Source organism: Planococcus sp. 1R117A (assembly GCF_051417975.1).
Lineage (GTDB): Bacteria > Bacillota > Bacilli > Bacillales_A > Planococcaceae > Planococcus > Planococcus shenhongbingii.
This window is the reverse complement of sequence record NZ_JBPRLO010000002.1, coordinates 726,629-740,999: the sequence shown is the minus strand read 5'-3', so window position 1 is coordinate 740,999 and position 14,371 is coordinate 726,629. Positions and strand designations below refer to the sequence as shown.

11 protein-coding genes are annotated in these 14,371 nt (G+C 43.4%); all 11 read left to right on the top strand.

Going from position 1 to position 14,371, the window contains the following annotated elements; all coding sequences use genetic code 11:
- Positions 1 to 41 precede the first annotated feature (41 nt).
- On the top strand, positions 42 to 1,001 hold the full coding sequence (gene pfkA / locus ACSFXN_RS09095) for a 6-phosphofructokinase (protein ID WP_437149789.1): 960 nt from the start codon (positions 42 to 44) through the stop codon (positions 999 to 1,001).
- 22 nt (positions 1,002 to 1,023) lie between these two features.
- Positions 1,024 to 2,784: a pyruvate kinase gene (gene pyk / locus ACSFXN_RS09090; RefSeq protein ID WP_437149788.1), complete on the top strand. Its 1,761-nt coding sequence runs from the start codon at positions 1,024 to 1,026 to the stop codon at positions 2,782 to 2,784.
- 27 nt (positions 2,785 to 2,811) lie between these two features.
- Positions 2,812 to 3,195 carry an FxsA family protein gene (locus ACSFXN_RS09085; protein ID WP_437149787.1) on the top strand — a complete coding sequence of 128 codons (384 nt, stop codon included), beginning with the start codon at positions 2,812 to 2,814 and terminating at the stop codon, positions 3,193 to 3,195.
- A 185-nt stretch (positions 3,196 to 3,380) separates the two neighbouring features.
- The gene (citZ, locus tag ACSFXN_RS09080; RefSeq protein WP_437149786.1) at positions 3,381 to 4,496 is read left to right on the top strand and encodes a citrate synthase; all 1,116 of its coding nucleotides are present in this window, start codon (positions 3,381 to 3,383) and stop codon (positions 4,494 to 4,496) included.
- Positions 4,497 to 4,637: 141 nt separating this feature from the next.
- Entirely contained in the window at positions 4,638 to 5,906 is a 1,269-nt protein-coding gene (gene icd / locus ACSFXN_RS09075; protein WP_437149785.1) for an NADP-dependent isocitrate dehydrogenase, read from the top strand.
- A 209-nt stretch (positions 5,907 to 6,115) separates the two neighbouring features.
- The gene (gene mdh, locus ACSFXN_RS09070; protein ID WP_437149784.1) at positions 6,116 to 7,054 is read left to right on the top strand and encodes a malate dehydrogenase; all 939 of its coding nucleotides are present in this window, start codon (positions 6,116 to 6,118) and stop codon (positions 7,052 to 7,054) included.
- Between the two features lie 238 nt (positions 7,055 to 7,292).
- Positions 7,293 to 7,769 (top strand): MaoC/PaaZ C-terminal domain-containing protein, encoded by a 477-nt coding sequence (locus ACSFXN_RS09065; protein WP_300992298.1) that lies wholly within the window; start codon positions 7,293 to 7,295, stop codon positions 7,767 to 7,769.
- 45 nt (positions 7,770 to 7,814) lie between these two features.
- On the top strand, positions 7,815 to 8,522 hold the full coding sequence (locus ACSFXN_RS09060; RefSeq protein WP_437149783.1) for a response regulator transcription factor: 708 nt from the start codon (positions 7,815 to 7,817) through the stop codon (positions 8,520 to 8,522).
- Positions 8,519 to 9,916, top strand: coding sequence for a two-component system histidine kinase PnpS (gene pnpS / locus ACSFXN_RS09055; protein WP_437149782.1), 1,398 nt, complete (start codon positions 8,519 to 8,521; stop codon positions 9,914 to 9,916). The genes ACSFXN_RS09060 and pnpS overlap by 4 nt, the downstream gene beginning before the upstream one ends.
- 15 nt (positions 9,917 to 9,931) lie before the next feature.
- A complete protein-coding gene (locus ACSFXN_RS09050; protein WP_437149781.1) occupies positions 9,932 to 11,146 on the top strand; it encodes a carboxylate--amine ligase in 1,215 nt (404 codons plus the stop codon).
- Between the two features lie 588 nt (positions 11,147 to 11,734).
- Positions 11,735 to 14,356 carry a DNA polymerase I gene (polA, locus tag ACSFXN_RS09045; RefSeq protein ID WP_437149918.1) on the top strand — a complete coding sequence of 874 codons (2,622 nt, stop codon included), beginning with the start codon at positions 11,735 to 11,737 and terminating at the stop codon, positions 14,354 to 14,356.
- The last annotated feature ends 15 nt before the right edge of the window (positions 14,357 to 14,371 follow it).

Genomic DNA, 14,371 nt, shown 5'->3' with positions numbered 1-14,371 from the left:
TAAGGTGAAAAGAGTAAATGGAATTGCAGGAGGCGATAGTTATGAAACGAATCGGAGTATTAACAAGCGGTGGAGATTCCCCAGGCATGAATGCGGCTATTCGGGCAGTTGTGCGAAAAGGGATTTTTCACGGAGTTGAAGTATCCGGTGTGTATTCTGGTTATCAAGGATTGATCGAAGGCAGAATTAAAAACATGGAAGCCGGCGATGTCGGTGATATTATCCAGCGAGGCGGAACGAAATTGTTTTCTGCCAGATGTGAGGAATTCAAAACGGAAGCCGGACAGGAAAAAGCAATTGAACAAATGAAACAGAACGGCTTAGACGGCCTGGTAGTCATCGGAGGAGACGGTTCATACCGAGGAGCAATGGCTTTGACCAAAAGGGGGTTTCCTTGTGTTGGAGTTCCGGGGACAATCGACAATGACATCCCAGGAACAGACTATACAATCGGTTTTGATACGGCTTTGAATACCGTTATTGAAGCGATTGATAAAATCCGTGATACGGCCACAAGCCATGAGCGCACATTTATTATAGAAGTGATGGGCCGTGATGCTGGAGACTTGGCGCTTTGGGCTGGGCTGGCAGGCGGAGCAGAAACCATTTTGATTCCGGAAGATACGTTTGACCTGGATGATATGATTGAACGGCTGGAAAAAGGGAGAAAGCGCGGCAAGAAGCACAGCATCATTATTGTTGCTGAAGGGGTCATGAACGGCAACGAACTGGCCGCCCTAATTGAAGAACGGGCAAAAATAGAAACACGCGTTTCTGTGCTTGGCCATATTCAACGTGGTGGATCACCAACTGCGCGTGACCGGGTACTTGGAAGCCTCTTCGGGGCACGTGCAGTAGAAGTGTTGCTTGAAGGATTAGGCGGCCGAGCTATTGGCATGAGAAATCATCAAGTGGTAGACTATGATATGACCAAAGCGTTTACTGAGAAGCATGACACAGACATGAGTTTATACACCTTGTCTAAAGAACTATCAATTTAAAATGCCAAATGGAGTGAGTATATTGAGAAAAACAAAAATCGTCTGTACTATTGGACCAGCAAGTGAAACACCAGAACTTTTAGAGTCTTTAATCGAAGCCGGCATGAACGTTGCCCGGTTGAATTTTTCGCACGGCAACCATGAAGAGCATGCAGCGCGCATTCAGCGCATCCGCGAAGCGTCTGAAAAAACCGGTAAGATTATCGGGATTCTTCTGGATACAAAAGGCCCTGAAATTCGGACACATAATATGGAGAATAATGGTATTGAATTGGCTACTGGGCAATCGATTGCGATTTCAATGACTGAAGTATTGGGAACAAATGAAAAGTTTTCAATTACTTATGACCATTTGATTGAAGATGTAAGTGAAGGTTCTATCATTTTACTCGACGATGGTTTGATTGAATTGCGTGTCACCGGCATTGATAAAGAGAATGGCTTAATTCACACAACCGTTGAAAATGCAGGAACGTTGAAGAGCAAAAAAGGCGTGAACGTGCCAGGCGTTTCAGTGCAATTGCCAGGCATCACAGAAAAAGATGCACAGGATATTCTATTTGGCATTGAACAGGGTGTTGACTTTATCGCCGCTTCTTTTGTCAGAAGATCTTCTGACGTTATGGAAATCCGTGAATTGCTGGAGAATAATAATGGCTCCCACATCCACATCATTCCGAAAATCGAGAACCAGGAAGGCGTCGACAATATTGACGACATCCTCATGGTTTCAGATGGTTTAATGGTAGCGCGCGGTGATTTAGGGGTAGAAATACCAGCGGAAGTAGTGCCTATTGTCCAAAAATCTTTAATTGAAAAATGCAATAGTGCCGGCAAACCGGTTATTACCGCTACCCAAATGCTGGACTCTATGCAGCGCAATCCACGCCCGACTCGCGCTGAAGCAAGCGACGTTGCCAATGCGATCTTTGATGGCACGGATGCCATCATGTTGTCTGGAGAAACGGCAGCCGGTCTTTACCCAGTAGAGTCGGTCGAAACGATGCACCGCATTGCGATGACCACTGAAGATGCCTTGAATTATAAGCAAATTGTATCGACGCGCAGAAAAGAAAAAGAGTCGAATATGACAGAAGCAATTGGCCAAGCTGTCGCTTATACGGCTTTGAATTTGAAAGTGAAAGCGATTATTGCACCTACTGAAAGCGGACATACAGCAAGAATGATTTCCAAATATCGTCCAGGCGCCATGATTATTGCAGTTACTTCTTCTGATATTCCATCGAGAAATTTGACGCTGGTCTGGGGAGTCCAGCCGATTGTTGGAACGAAAGTGGAATCTACGGATGAATTGCTTGAAAATGCAGTTGATGAAAGCTTGAAGCATCATTATGTAAAACATGGTGATTTAGTAGTCATTACTGCAGGCGTTCCAGTCGGACAAGCAGGAACAACCAACCTTATGAAAGTCCATATAATTGGCGACAGTATTGCCAAAGGCCAAGGAATTGGCAAATCAGTTGCGTACGGAAACACGCTCGTTATCAGAAGTGCCGAAGAAGCTGCCGGTATTGATACGGAAGGCAAAATCATCGTGACAATCGGCACTGACCGGGACATGATGCCAGCTATCCAGAATTGCGCTGGGATCATCACAGAAGAAGGTGGCTTGACAAGCCATGCAGCTGTAGTGGGCTTAAGCCTTGGCATTCCGGTAATTGTCGGCGTGACAAATGCGACGTCGTTTATCCAAAATAACTACGATATTACAATTGATGCTGAAACTGGCATTATCTACCACGGTCACGCTAGTGTTTTGTAACATCATATTAGGAGGTCTTGTTGAACTATGAAATGGCTATTTTTAGCCCTGATTCTTGTTCCGACTCTTGAATTGGCCCTGCTTATCTGGGCTGGAGGAAAAATCGGCTTTTTTGTAACACTGGCCATTATTCTTGGAACCGGGTTGCTCGGTGCTTATTTGGCGAAAAAGCAAGGTTTGAAGGCAATCCGGGATATTCAGGAGAGCTTCAGCCGGTTCCAGCCTCCTGGTGATCATTTGATGAACGCCGCCTTTGTTTTAGTTGGAGGCGTCTTATTGCTGACTCCAGGTTTTATTTCAGATGCGATAGGTTTGACCATGTTGTTTAAACCTACACAAAAGGCATATAAACCGCTGGTATATAAACTGATTCAGAAAAACATGAAAAACACTCGGGTTATCGTCCGGTAATCCCGAGTGTTTTTATCTCTTTTTAGGAAAAATTTATAAAAACAAGCGTTTTCATTCACAAAGCCTTCCAAATTGATTATAATGGCTAGGTAAGGGATTTGATTCAGATTCACAAAAGCAAGAAAACCCATCATTCGGGCTTTTTTTTTGGAATGGTGAATTATACTGGAGAAGGAGCGATTAATATGACATCGGCAAAAGGTTTAGAAGGCGTAGTAGCAACTCAGTCAGCCATCAGTTCCATTATTGATGACACACTTACATACGTTGGCTACGATATCGATGATTTGGCAGACAATGCTAGTTTTGAAGAAGTAATTTATCTTCTTTGGCATCAGCGTTTGCCAAAAGCAGATGAGCTAGCAGAATTAAAACAGCAATTAGCGGATGATATGTCAGTGCCGCAGGAAGTGCTGGATCATTTTAAAACATACCCAATTACTAAAGTTCACCCAATGGCGGCTCTTCGCACAGCAGTTTCAATGCTTGGACTGTTTGATGAAGAAGCAGAAGATATGAGCACTGAAGCGAATTACCGTAAAGCGATTCGCATCCAAGCGAAAATTTCTACACTTGTTACTGCTTTTGGCCGTATCCGTAAAGGTGAAGAACCAGTCGCACCTAAGAGCGATTTAAGCTATGCTGCAAACTTCCTTTATATGCTTTCAGGCACTATGCCGGAAGATATCGAAGTGGAAGCATTTAACAAAGCATTAGTGCTTCATGCAGACCACGAATTGAACGCATCAACATTTACTGCTCGCGTTGCAGTAGCTACATTGTCTGATGTTTATTCAGGCGTAACTGCGGCAATCGGCGCATTAAAAGGCCCATTGCACGGTGGAGCAAACGAACAGGTTATGAAAATGCTAACTGAAATCGGTTCTGTCGATAACGTTGATACTTTCATCAACGAAAAATTGGCGAACAAAGAAAAAATCATGGGCTTTGGACACCGCGTTTACCGCAAAGGCGATCCGCGTGCAAAACACTTGCGCGAAATGTCCCAAAAATTAACGAAAATCCGCAACGAAGAAAAATGGTACGAAATGTCGATACGCATTGAAGAAATAGTGACAGGGCAAAAAAATCTTCCGCCAAACGTGGATTTCTATTCTGCTTCTGTTTACCATTCTTTAAACATCGAACATGATTTGTTTACGCCGATCTTCGCTGTTTCACGCACATCCGGCTGGTTGGCGCACATTCTTGAGCAATATGCAGACAACCGTTTAATCCGCCCACGCGCTGAATACATCGGGCCTGGTATGCAAACATACGTATCAATTGAAGAAAGATAAGTAGAAAAGTGGAAGCGCCTGTTCAGTCCCTGAAGGCTCTGAACCTCTAGGAATTAGCGCTGCGCACCTACCAACCAAATAAACACCATAGGGCTCGCACATTGTGCAGCCCTATGGATTTGACACAGGAGGCTATTACAAATGACTAACGGTGAAAAAATCTCAGTTGAAAATGGCGTATTAAACGTCCCAAACCAAGCAGTAATTCCTTTCATTATCGGTGACGGAACTGGTCCTGATATCTGGAATGCGGCATCACGCGTTCTTGAAGAAGCTGTCAACAAAGCTTATAACGGTGAAAAAGCAATCGTTTGGAAAGAAGTTCTTGCAGGGCAAAAAGCATTCGACGAAACAGGAGAATGGCTTCCACAGGAAACTCTTGATGTTATCAACGAATACTTGATCGCTATCAAAGGGCCTCTTACTACTCCAATCGGCGGCGGTATCCGTTCATTGAACGTAGCACTTCGCCAAGAGCTTGACCTTTACACTTGCTTGCGTCCTGTCCGTTACTTCGAAGGCGTACCTTCACCGGTTAAACGCCCAGAAGACACTGACATGGTGATTTTCCGTGAAAACACTGAAGATATCTATGCAGGCATCGAATATGCAAACGGTTCTGACGAAGTGAAAAAATTGATTGCTTTCCTTACTGACGAAATGGGCGTTAAAAACATCCGTTTCCCTGAATCATCAGGCATCGGCATCAAGCCGATCTCAGAAGAAGGAACAAAACGCCTTGTGCGCTCTGCGATCAACTACGCAATTTCTGAAGGCCGCGAGTCATTGACTTTGGTCCACAAAGGGAACATCATGAAGTTCACTGAAGGAGCTTTCAAAAACTGGGGCTACGAAGTGGCTGAACAAGAATTCGGCGATAAAGTATTTACTTGGAACCAATACGATGCGATTAAAGACGAGCAAGGAACTGATGCTGCAAACAAAGCACAGGAAGAAGCTCTTGCTTCAGGAAAAATTCTTGTTAAAGATTCAATCGCTGATATCTTCCTTCAGCAAATCCTTACACGCCCAAGCGAGTTCGATGTTGTTGCAACAATGAACTTGAACGGAGATTACATCTCTGATGCTTTGGCTGCTCAAGTAGGCGGAATTGGTATCGCACCTGGTGCGAACATCAACTACGATACTGGACATGCAATTTTTGAAGCAACTCATGGTACAGCACCTAAATACGCTGGCCAAGATAAAGTAAACCCTTCTTCTGTTATTCTTTCAGGCGTATTAATGCTTGAACACCTTGGATGGGGCGAAGCTGCTAAATTGATCACGAATTCAATGGAGAAAACAATTGCTTCTAAAGTTGTGACTTACGACTTTGCACGTCTAATGGACGGCGCTAAAGAAGTGAAATGCTCTGAGTTCGCTGACGAATTAATTAAAAACTTGTAAGATAGGAGAGGGGGCAACCCCTCTTTTTTTTCATATAGATTAAAATTTTAACTATTCAGCTTATTTTTTCAGTGTCTATACTCCAGCGCCTAGCCCCTCGAGGTCGCTTCAGTCTTGAATCCATGGCTTTCAAGTCCTCCAGCGCTTGTCGGGGCTTGACAGACGCTTCCGCTTTTCTTATTCAAAATCGAATCCAAAGGAGAGTTTTTATGACATTCAAACGTAAAAAGATTTCTGTGATCGGTTCGGGTTTTACTGGCGCGACCGCTGCATTCTTAGTGGCTCAAAAAGAACTTGGCGATGTGGTGCTGGTCGATATCCCACAAATGGAGAATCCGGCTAAAGGCAAGGCACTTGATATGGCGGAAGCAGGCCCTGTCCAGGGATTCGATGCCCGTATTTTAGGAACTGCCGATTATGAGGATACAAAAGAATCTGACTTGGTCATCATTACAGCGGGCATCGCCAGAAAACCTGGAATGAGCCGTGATGACCTTGTCCAAACCAACCAGAAAATCATGAAATCTGTTACTGCTGAAATTGTAAAACATTCACCAAACACCACAATCATCGTTTTGACCAATCCGGTTGATGCCATGACTTATACTGTATTCCAGGAATCCGGCTTGCCGAAAGAGCGCGTCATCGGCCAGTCAGGTGTCCTGGATTCTGCGCGCTTCCGTACATTTGTGGCGGAGGAGCTGAATGTTTCGGTGAAAGATGTCACTGGATTTGTTCTGGGTGGACATGGAGACGAGATGGTGCCTTTGGTGCGTTATTCTTATGCAGGCGGTATTCCTTTAGAAACCCTTCTGCCAAAAGAACGTCTGGAAGAAATTGTTGCCCGCACGCGTAAAGGCGGAGCGGAAATCGTCAACTTGCTAGGCACGGGCTCAGCTTATTACGCACCAGCCGCTTCATTGGTGGAAATGGCAGAAGCCATTGTTAAAGACCAGCGCCGTATATTGCCAGCTATTGCCTATTTGGAAGGTGAATACGGCATGGAAGGCATTTATCTGGGTGTTCCGACGATTCTTGGAGCCGGTGGAATTGAAAAAATTATCGAGATTGATTTGAATGGCGAAGAGAAAGCATTATTGGATAAATCAGCCGAATCTGTTAAAGCCGTTATGAAAGTGCTAACTTAATGACAGGACAATCGAGCAGGAGTAATTCTGCTCGATTTTTTGTTTTCAGGTACAGTGCCATGATGGGTTTCCATGCACTTGCATTTTTATTGCGGGCAGTTTCAGCGCGACTAATCGCAAAAGGCTAAACTACTGTTGCAGCAAAGCTTTTTAGCACTTAATGCAATTGAGCGGGTGCTTGCACTTTTATGACATTACTTGATACTATAAGAGTATCAAGATTTAGGAGGGAAACTTATTGTTGCTTGGAAAGAAGCGTAAACTAGGCCGGAAAGTCGAAGCTATGAATGTCGGTGAAAAGTTGAAGCTGACAGAGAAAATTGAAGACAAAGATCTTCTGCTTTATCTGGGTTTGACAAATGACGGAAACCCGCTGTATATTCAGCACGACTTCGCTTCACAAACCGTTTTTGAAAAGCCTGTTGTGCCTAATATTATGTTGACCGGCATTATCACTTCTGCCATTTCCAAATATTTGCCTGGCCCTGGGTCTTACATTAATGAACAACGCTTGAAATTCAAGCAGCCTGTTTTTCATTACTCAACAATTGAGTTTTTGCTGGAAGTTACTGATGTGGATGTGAAAGACAACGAAGTCACCATTCGCATCGAAGCAACCAATGAAGAAGGAAATCTTGTAGTGGAAGGCACCGTTTTGGTCAATCCGCCGCAAATCATCAACCAGCTGACCACTCAAGCGATGGATAATTTCTAAAGCGGTTTGAAATGGGGGTTTCAAACTGAATGTGGAGGATGTTAAATGCTGAAGAAAATATTAATCATTGAAGATGAACACTCGATTGCTACGTTGTTATCGTATAATCTGGTCCAGGCAGGTTATGAAACCATTGTTGCCAACGACGGAAGAGAAGGGTTTGAATTGGCGATGAATGAAAATCCAGCGCTGATTCTGCTTGATTTAATGCTGCCTTCAATGGATGGAGTCGAAGTATGTAAATCTTTGCGGCAACAAAAAGTCAATACACCCATCATCATGCTGACAGCAAAAGATGATGAGTTTGATAAAGTATTAGGCCTTGAATTAGGGGCAGACGACTATATGACGAAACCGTTTAGCCCGCGTGAAGTAGTGGCGCGTGTCAAAGCGGTCCTTAGACGTGCAGATCAGTCTGCTGCACAGTCCGGCAATCCATCAGCTGCACTAGCATTCGGTGGTTTAAAAGTGTTTCCTGAACAATTTGAAGTTTATTTGAATGAAGAGCAAATTGAATTTACTCCGAAAGAATTTGAACTTCTTGTGTATTTGATGGAAAATAAAAATCGTGTTTTGACACGGGATCAGCTGCTTAGCGCTGTGTGGAAATACGATTTTGCTGGCGATACTCGCATAGTAGATGTACATATCAGCCACTTGAGAGAAAAAATAGAAGAAAACAGCCGAAAACCGGTCTTCATTAAAACGATAAGAGGGCTAGGTTATAAATTCGAGGAGCCGAAAGCAGGATGAAATCATTTAGGCATCGATTGCTGACGACAATTCTAATTTGGATCGGTGTGCTGTTAGCTGGCCTTTTGATCGTAATTGGCCAGCTTTTTCCAATATATGCGGAAACCCACAATACAGCGGAGGTTTGGCTAATGCTGTTTTTTGTATTTGTGGTGGCGATGGTTTTTTCAGCAATTATCGGCTATCGCATCATACAAGTGCAGGCATTGCCGGTTGAAAATGTCACACAAACAGCCTTGGAACTGGCAAAAGGAAATTACCGTGCACGGGCATTTGAATACAGCAATGTCGGAACGGTGGAATTAAGCTCCACAATCAATATTTTAGCGCGAAACTTGCAGGAGATTACCGCCATTCGTGAAATGGAGCAAGAACGCCTTAAAACCTTGATTGAGAATATGGGCAGCGCTTTAATTATGATTGACCGGCAAGGCGGCATAACACTCGTAAACCGGTCCTTTATGCAGGAGTTTCAGTTGGCGGCTGAAGATATTGATGGAAAATTTTATAAAGAAATCCGGATTCCCTATGAATTGGAGCGTTTTATTGAACAAGTGTTTATGACAGAAACTGCGGCCCGGAACCAGCTTGAATTCAAGCAAGGCATCCATACCAAACATATTGATGTTTACGGGGCACCGGTTCTTGGTGAACATGAACAATGGCTGGGGATTGTCATTGTTTCCCATGATATAACTGAATTGAAACGGCTTGAACAAATCCGGAAAGATTTTGTAGCAAACGTCTCCCATGAACTTAGAACGCCAGTCACTTCCATTAAAGGATTCACAGAGACGCTCCTGGAGGGGGCTTACAAAGATCCAGCAACGGCATTTTCATTTTTAGAAATCATCGAAAAGGAAAGTAACCGGCTGGAAATGCTCATTAAAGATTTGCTTGAGTTATCGAAAGTCGAGCGAGCCGGCTTCCGAGTAGATGCAGTCCCTACCGATATGAAAAACCTCATTGAACGGGTTGGGGAGATGATCGAAAGAAAGCTTGAAGAAAAAAATATTCAGTTGAAACTTCAGCTTGAACCAGTTATTGTACAAGGGGACCCTAACCGCCTTGTTCAAGTGATGATGAATTTGCTGGTCAATGCCATTACGTATTCAACTTCCCAGACAGCCATTACTGTACGCCTTTACCAGCAAGACGGCGAAGCCGTTATAGAAGTTGAAGATCAGGGAATTGGCATTGAAGCGTCTGAAATCGGCCGGCTATTTGAACGTTTTTACCGGGTCGACCGTGCGCGAAGCCGAAATTCAGGCGGCACCGGTCTGGGATTATCAATAGTAAAACATTTAATAGAGGCCCATCATGGAAATGTGGAAGTAGAAAGTGAAGTAGGAGTGGGAACCACTTTTACCATTCATTTGCCTTTAGCCAGTTAATTTTAGGAGGAACGTATGGACAATTTACCTTTTTTGCCGATTATTGTAGGAACAGATATGAACGCTTACAATATGGCAATTTCATTTCATGAAGCATATAATATTAACCCCGTTCTAATAGGAAAAGAGCCTTTGTCTTTTACAGCGATGAGCACCATAACAACGAATATTGAACTTCGCTCAGGATTGGCAGATCCTGCACAGTTTTCAGAAATCCTTTGTGAAATCGCACACAAGTATAGAACACCAGGAAAAACCTTGCTGCTGGTTGGCACCAATGATTTATACGTTCGTTTAATCATTGAAAATGCAGCGACATTAAAAGAGCATTTTGTTTTCAATTACATTACAGAAGATTTGATGAACCAGTTGCAGATGAAGTCGAGTTTTTATAGATTGTGCAAGGAATATGGCATCGATACGCCAACTACATTTTTCTACGATTGCCGTTCCAAGCAGCCGTTTGATGAGCAAATGATGTATCCTGTCATTATTAAACCGAGCAATGGCATTGAATATAATCAGAACAAATTCGATGGCCAGCAGAAAGTTTATAAAGTTGAGAACCCGAGAGAACTTCAAGAAGTGATCCAAACGATTATTGCCAGCGGATACCAAGATGAATTGATTATCCAGGATTTTATTCCTGGAGACGATACATATATGTGGGATTCCGTCATCTATGCAAGTTCAAAAGGAAAAACGCAATTGGTGACATTCGCTCAGGTGGTATTGCAGGAGCACACGGTTACAGCCATCGGGAATTACACTGCATTGATCACGCGTTTCAATAAAGACATGATGGTCAAGCTGCAGCATTTCCTGGAAGCGGTCGGGTACACCGGCTTTGCCAACTTTGATTTGAAATACGATGAACGGGATGGCAAATTCAAAGTTTTTGAAGTGAACATCCGCCAAGGGCGCTCCAGTTATTACGTGACTGCTTTAGGCCATAATATGGCTTCTTCTCTTGTCGATGACTTGATTTATGGAGTAGAAAAACCGGTCACGTATTTAAATGAAGAATTTTTATTTACAGTTGTGCCGAAAATTGTGCTGCGTAAATTTGTCGACAATAAAGCGGTACAGCGGGACATCAATCATTTATTAAAAAAAGGCAAATACGTCAACCCGTTGTTTTATAAGAAAGATACACATTTTAAACGTAAATTGTATTTATTCGCCCGCCAAGTCAATTATTATAAGAAATATAAAAACAACCAATGGTGAGATATTTACAGAATATTAACACTAGCTTCATATTCGGATGTTAAGGTTTAATAGAACCCCCTTCAACCGCATGAAGGGAAAGGAGCCCTCCCCGGGGCTCTTTTTCTTTTTGGCTAAAAATGAGTTGCTATATAAGTTGAATAAATAAATAATCCTTTTAAATGCCGCTTTGGGTAAGGCAAAGACTTATATTTCTGCATGGTATCTGCATCGCTGCGCTGTTTTGTCGCAAAGACTTGGCCTCGCAGGCGACGGTCAGTATCTTGCCTGCGGGAAAGCGAGTCGGCTTTTTATAGTGAGCATGTGAAACGTTGTAGAAGAGAGATAACATTCAATCATATGATGCTTTAGATTTTAAATATCCCTAAATTCTGTAAGTGAATTTGGAATTAGCCTGAGCCTTCATTTCTTTTCTATTTGCCTGCGTGGTAAAATATAAGGAATGAAGGCTTATCTGCATTTATAAAATAAGCTCTAAGATTTTGGAAGTAAGCGTATGTGTTTTAGACGCCGGTATCAACGGTCTCGAGACTTTAAGTCTGTCGGAGCTAAACGGACGTCTGCGCTTTTCCTATTGAAAGGGGTAATATTGTGGCGAAGAAAATACTTTTATTGGATGGAAATAGTTTGGCGTATCGTGCATTTTTTGCCTTGCCGCTATTAACAAACGAACATGGAGTCCATACGAACGCGGTATACGGCTTTACAATGATGCTCCAAAAAATATTGGAGGAAGAAAAACCGACGCATATAGTTGTGGCATTCGATGCCGGGAAAACAACTTTCCGGCATGAGACGTTCAGTGAATATAAAGGCGGGCGCCAAAAAACACCTCCCGAGTTATCGGAGCAATTCCCTTATTTGCGGAAATTGATTGATGCCTACCGGATTAAGCGTTACGAATTGCCGAACTATGAAGCGGATGACATTATCGGTACGTTGAGTTTGGAAGCGGAACAAGCTGGTGATGAAGTGATTGTCATTTCCGGAGATAAAGATTTAACGCAGCTTGCTTCTCCTTCAACGACGGTCTACATTACCCGTAAAGGAATCACCGATATTGAAAAATACACGGTTGACCACATTCAGGAAAAGTATGGCTTAACACCTGAGCAAATCATCGATATGAAAGGCTTAATGGGTGATGCTTCCGATAATATTCCGGGAGTGCCGGGAGTCGGGGAAAAGACAGCGCTTAAGTTGCTGGCAGCCCATGGTTCAGTTGAAGGGGTATATGAAGCAATTGAACAGCAAAAAGGCAAATTGAAGGAAAAGCTGGTTGAAAACGAAGAACTTGCTTTGATCAGCAAAAAACTGGCAACGATTGAACGCAATGCACCGATTGATATTAAAATTGATGAACTTGTGTATTCTGGACCGGACCATGATGAATTGATCAAAGTCTGGAATGAGCTGGCATTTAAATCCTTATTGGAAAAGATGGAATATACAGCCGAAGAAACTGTTAAAGAAGAGCTGGAATTCGAAGTGCTGCAGGAAATAGATGCGGCTATTTTGGAAGATGAAATGGCAGTTCACTTGGAGTTATACGACGAGCAATACCATACTTGCGACTTGCTCGGAGTTTCGCTGGCTACAGCAACGAAGACCTATGTCGTTCCGATGGACGTGATCAAGAATTCCGAAACTTTCAAAACATGGTTCCGTGACGATACCAAGAAAAAATACATGTCGGATTCGAAAGCAGCGACAGCGGCTTTCTATCGCTGCGGCATTGAAGTCGACGGTGTCGATTTTGATTTGATGCTAGGCGCTTATATTGTGAACCCGTCACTGACATATACAGATATGGCGAATATCGTACAGGAATATGGCTATACGGATGTTGCCCAGAACGAACAGATTTACGGCAAAGGAGCTAAAAAAGCCGTTCCGGAAGATTCGATTTTGAATGAACACATTGCCAGAAAAGCGCGCACCATTTGGGAAGTCCGCCCACTCGTGCTGAAAAAACTCCAGGAAAACGAGCAATTCGAATTGTACTATAATTTGGAATTGCCGCTTGCAACAATATTAGGGGCGATGGAATCACTGGGAGTCAAAGTGGACAAAGAGCAACTTACAGCTATGGGAGAAGAACTGAGCCTGAAATTAGCTGAAATTGAAAAGAACATCTATTGGATTGCCGGCGAGAAGTTTAACATCAATTCTCCAAAACAATTGGGAGTAATATTGTTTGAGAAACTGGGTTTGCCTGCTTTAAAGAAAACAAAGACCGGTTATTCAACAGCGGCAGATGTGCTCGAAAAACTGGAAGGGCAGCATGAAATCATTTCGCAGATTCTGATATACCGCCAGCTCGGCAAAATCCTGTCTACTTATATAGAAGGTTTATTGAAGGAAATCCATGAAGACGGTAAAGTGCACACCCGTTTCCAGCAAGCATTGACGACTACCGGGCGCCTTAGCTCCATCAATCCGAATCTGCAGAACATTCCGGTGCGCCTGGAAGAAGGGCGGAAAATCCGTAAAGCATTTGTGCCGTCGGAACCAGGCTGGCTGATGGTCGCAGCGGATTACTCACAGATCGAATTGCGTGTCTTAGCGGACATGTCGAAAGACGAGAGCCTGATTGATGCCTTTAAGCATGATATGGATATCCATACGAAGACGGCAAGCGATGTTTTCCATGTGCCGATTGAGCAAGTGACGTCGGATATGCGCCGTGCCGCGAAAGCTGTTAACTTCGGCATTGTTTATGGCATCAGCGATTATGGTTTATCACAGAGCTTGAACATTACCCGGAAAGCAGCAGCGGAATTTATCGATACTTATCTAAAGAGTTTCCCAGGAGTTAAAAACTATATGGACTCCAGCATCCAATCAGCGAAGAAAAATGGGTTTGTTACGACGCTCATGAACCGGCGCCGTTATTTGACAGATATCAATAGTTCCAACTTTAATTTGCGCAGCTTTGCAGAGCGTACTGCGATGAACACGCCGATACAGGGAAGTGCCGCCGATATTATCAAAAAGGCGATGATTGACATGGCAGAAGCACTCGAACGCGAAGGCTTGCAGACACGCATGCTGCTTCAAGTACACGATGAATTGATATTCGAGGCGCCTCCTGAAGAGCTTGAAAAATTGAAGGTTCTGGTGCCACAGATTATGGAAAACACTGTAGAACTGAATGTGCCGCTAAAAGCGGATTTTGCATTCGGAGATACTTGGTACGATACGAAATGATAGGAGGGCTTGCAG

Coding starts and splice junctions, on each gene's coding strand:
- citZ (WP_437149786.1), top strand. CDS start 3,381: ATGACATCGGCAAAAGGTTTAGAAGGCGTAGTAGCAACTCAGTCAGCC.
- ACSFXN_RS09085 (WP_437149787.1), top strand. CDS start 2,812: ATGAAATGGCTATTTTTAGCCCTGATTCTTGTTCCGACTCTTGAATTG.
- pnpS (WP_437149782.1), top strand. CDS start 8,519: ATGAAATCATTTAGGCATCGATTGCTGACGACAATTCTAATTTGGATC.
- ACSFXN_RS09060 (WP_437149783.1), top strand. CDS start 7,815: ATGCTGAAGAAAATATTAATCATTGAAGATGAACACTCGATTGCTACG.
- mdh (WP_437149784.1), top strand. CDS start 6,116: ATGACATTCAAACGTAAAAAGATTTCTGTGATCGGTTCGGGTTTTACT.
- icd (WP_437149785.1), top strand. CDS start 4,638: ATGACTAACGGTGAAAAAATCTCAGTTGAAAATGGCGTATTAAACGTC.
- ACSFXN_RS09050 (WP_437149781.1), top strand. CDS start 9,932: ATGGACAATTTACCTTTTTTGCCGATTATTGTAGGAACAGATATGAAC.
- pfkA (WP_437149789.1), top strand. CDS start 42: ATGAAACGAATCGGAGTATTAACAAGCGGTGGAGATTCCCCAGGCATG.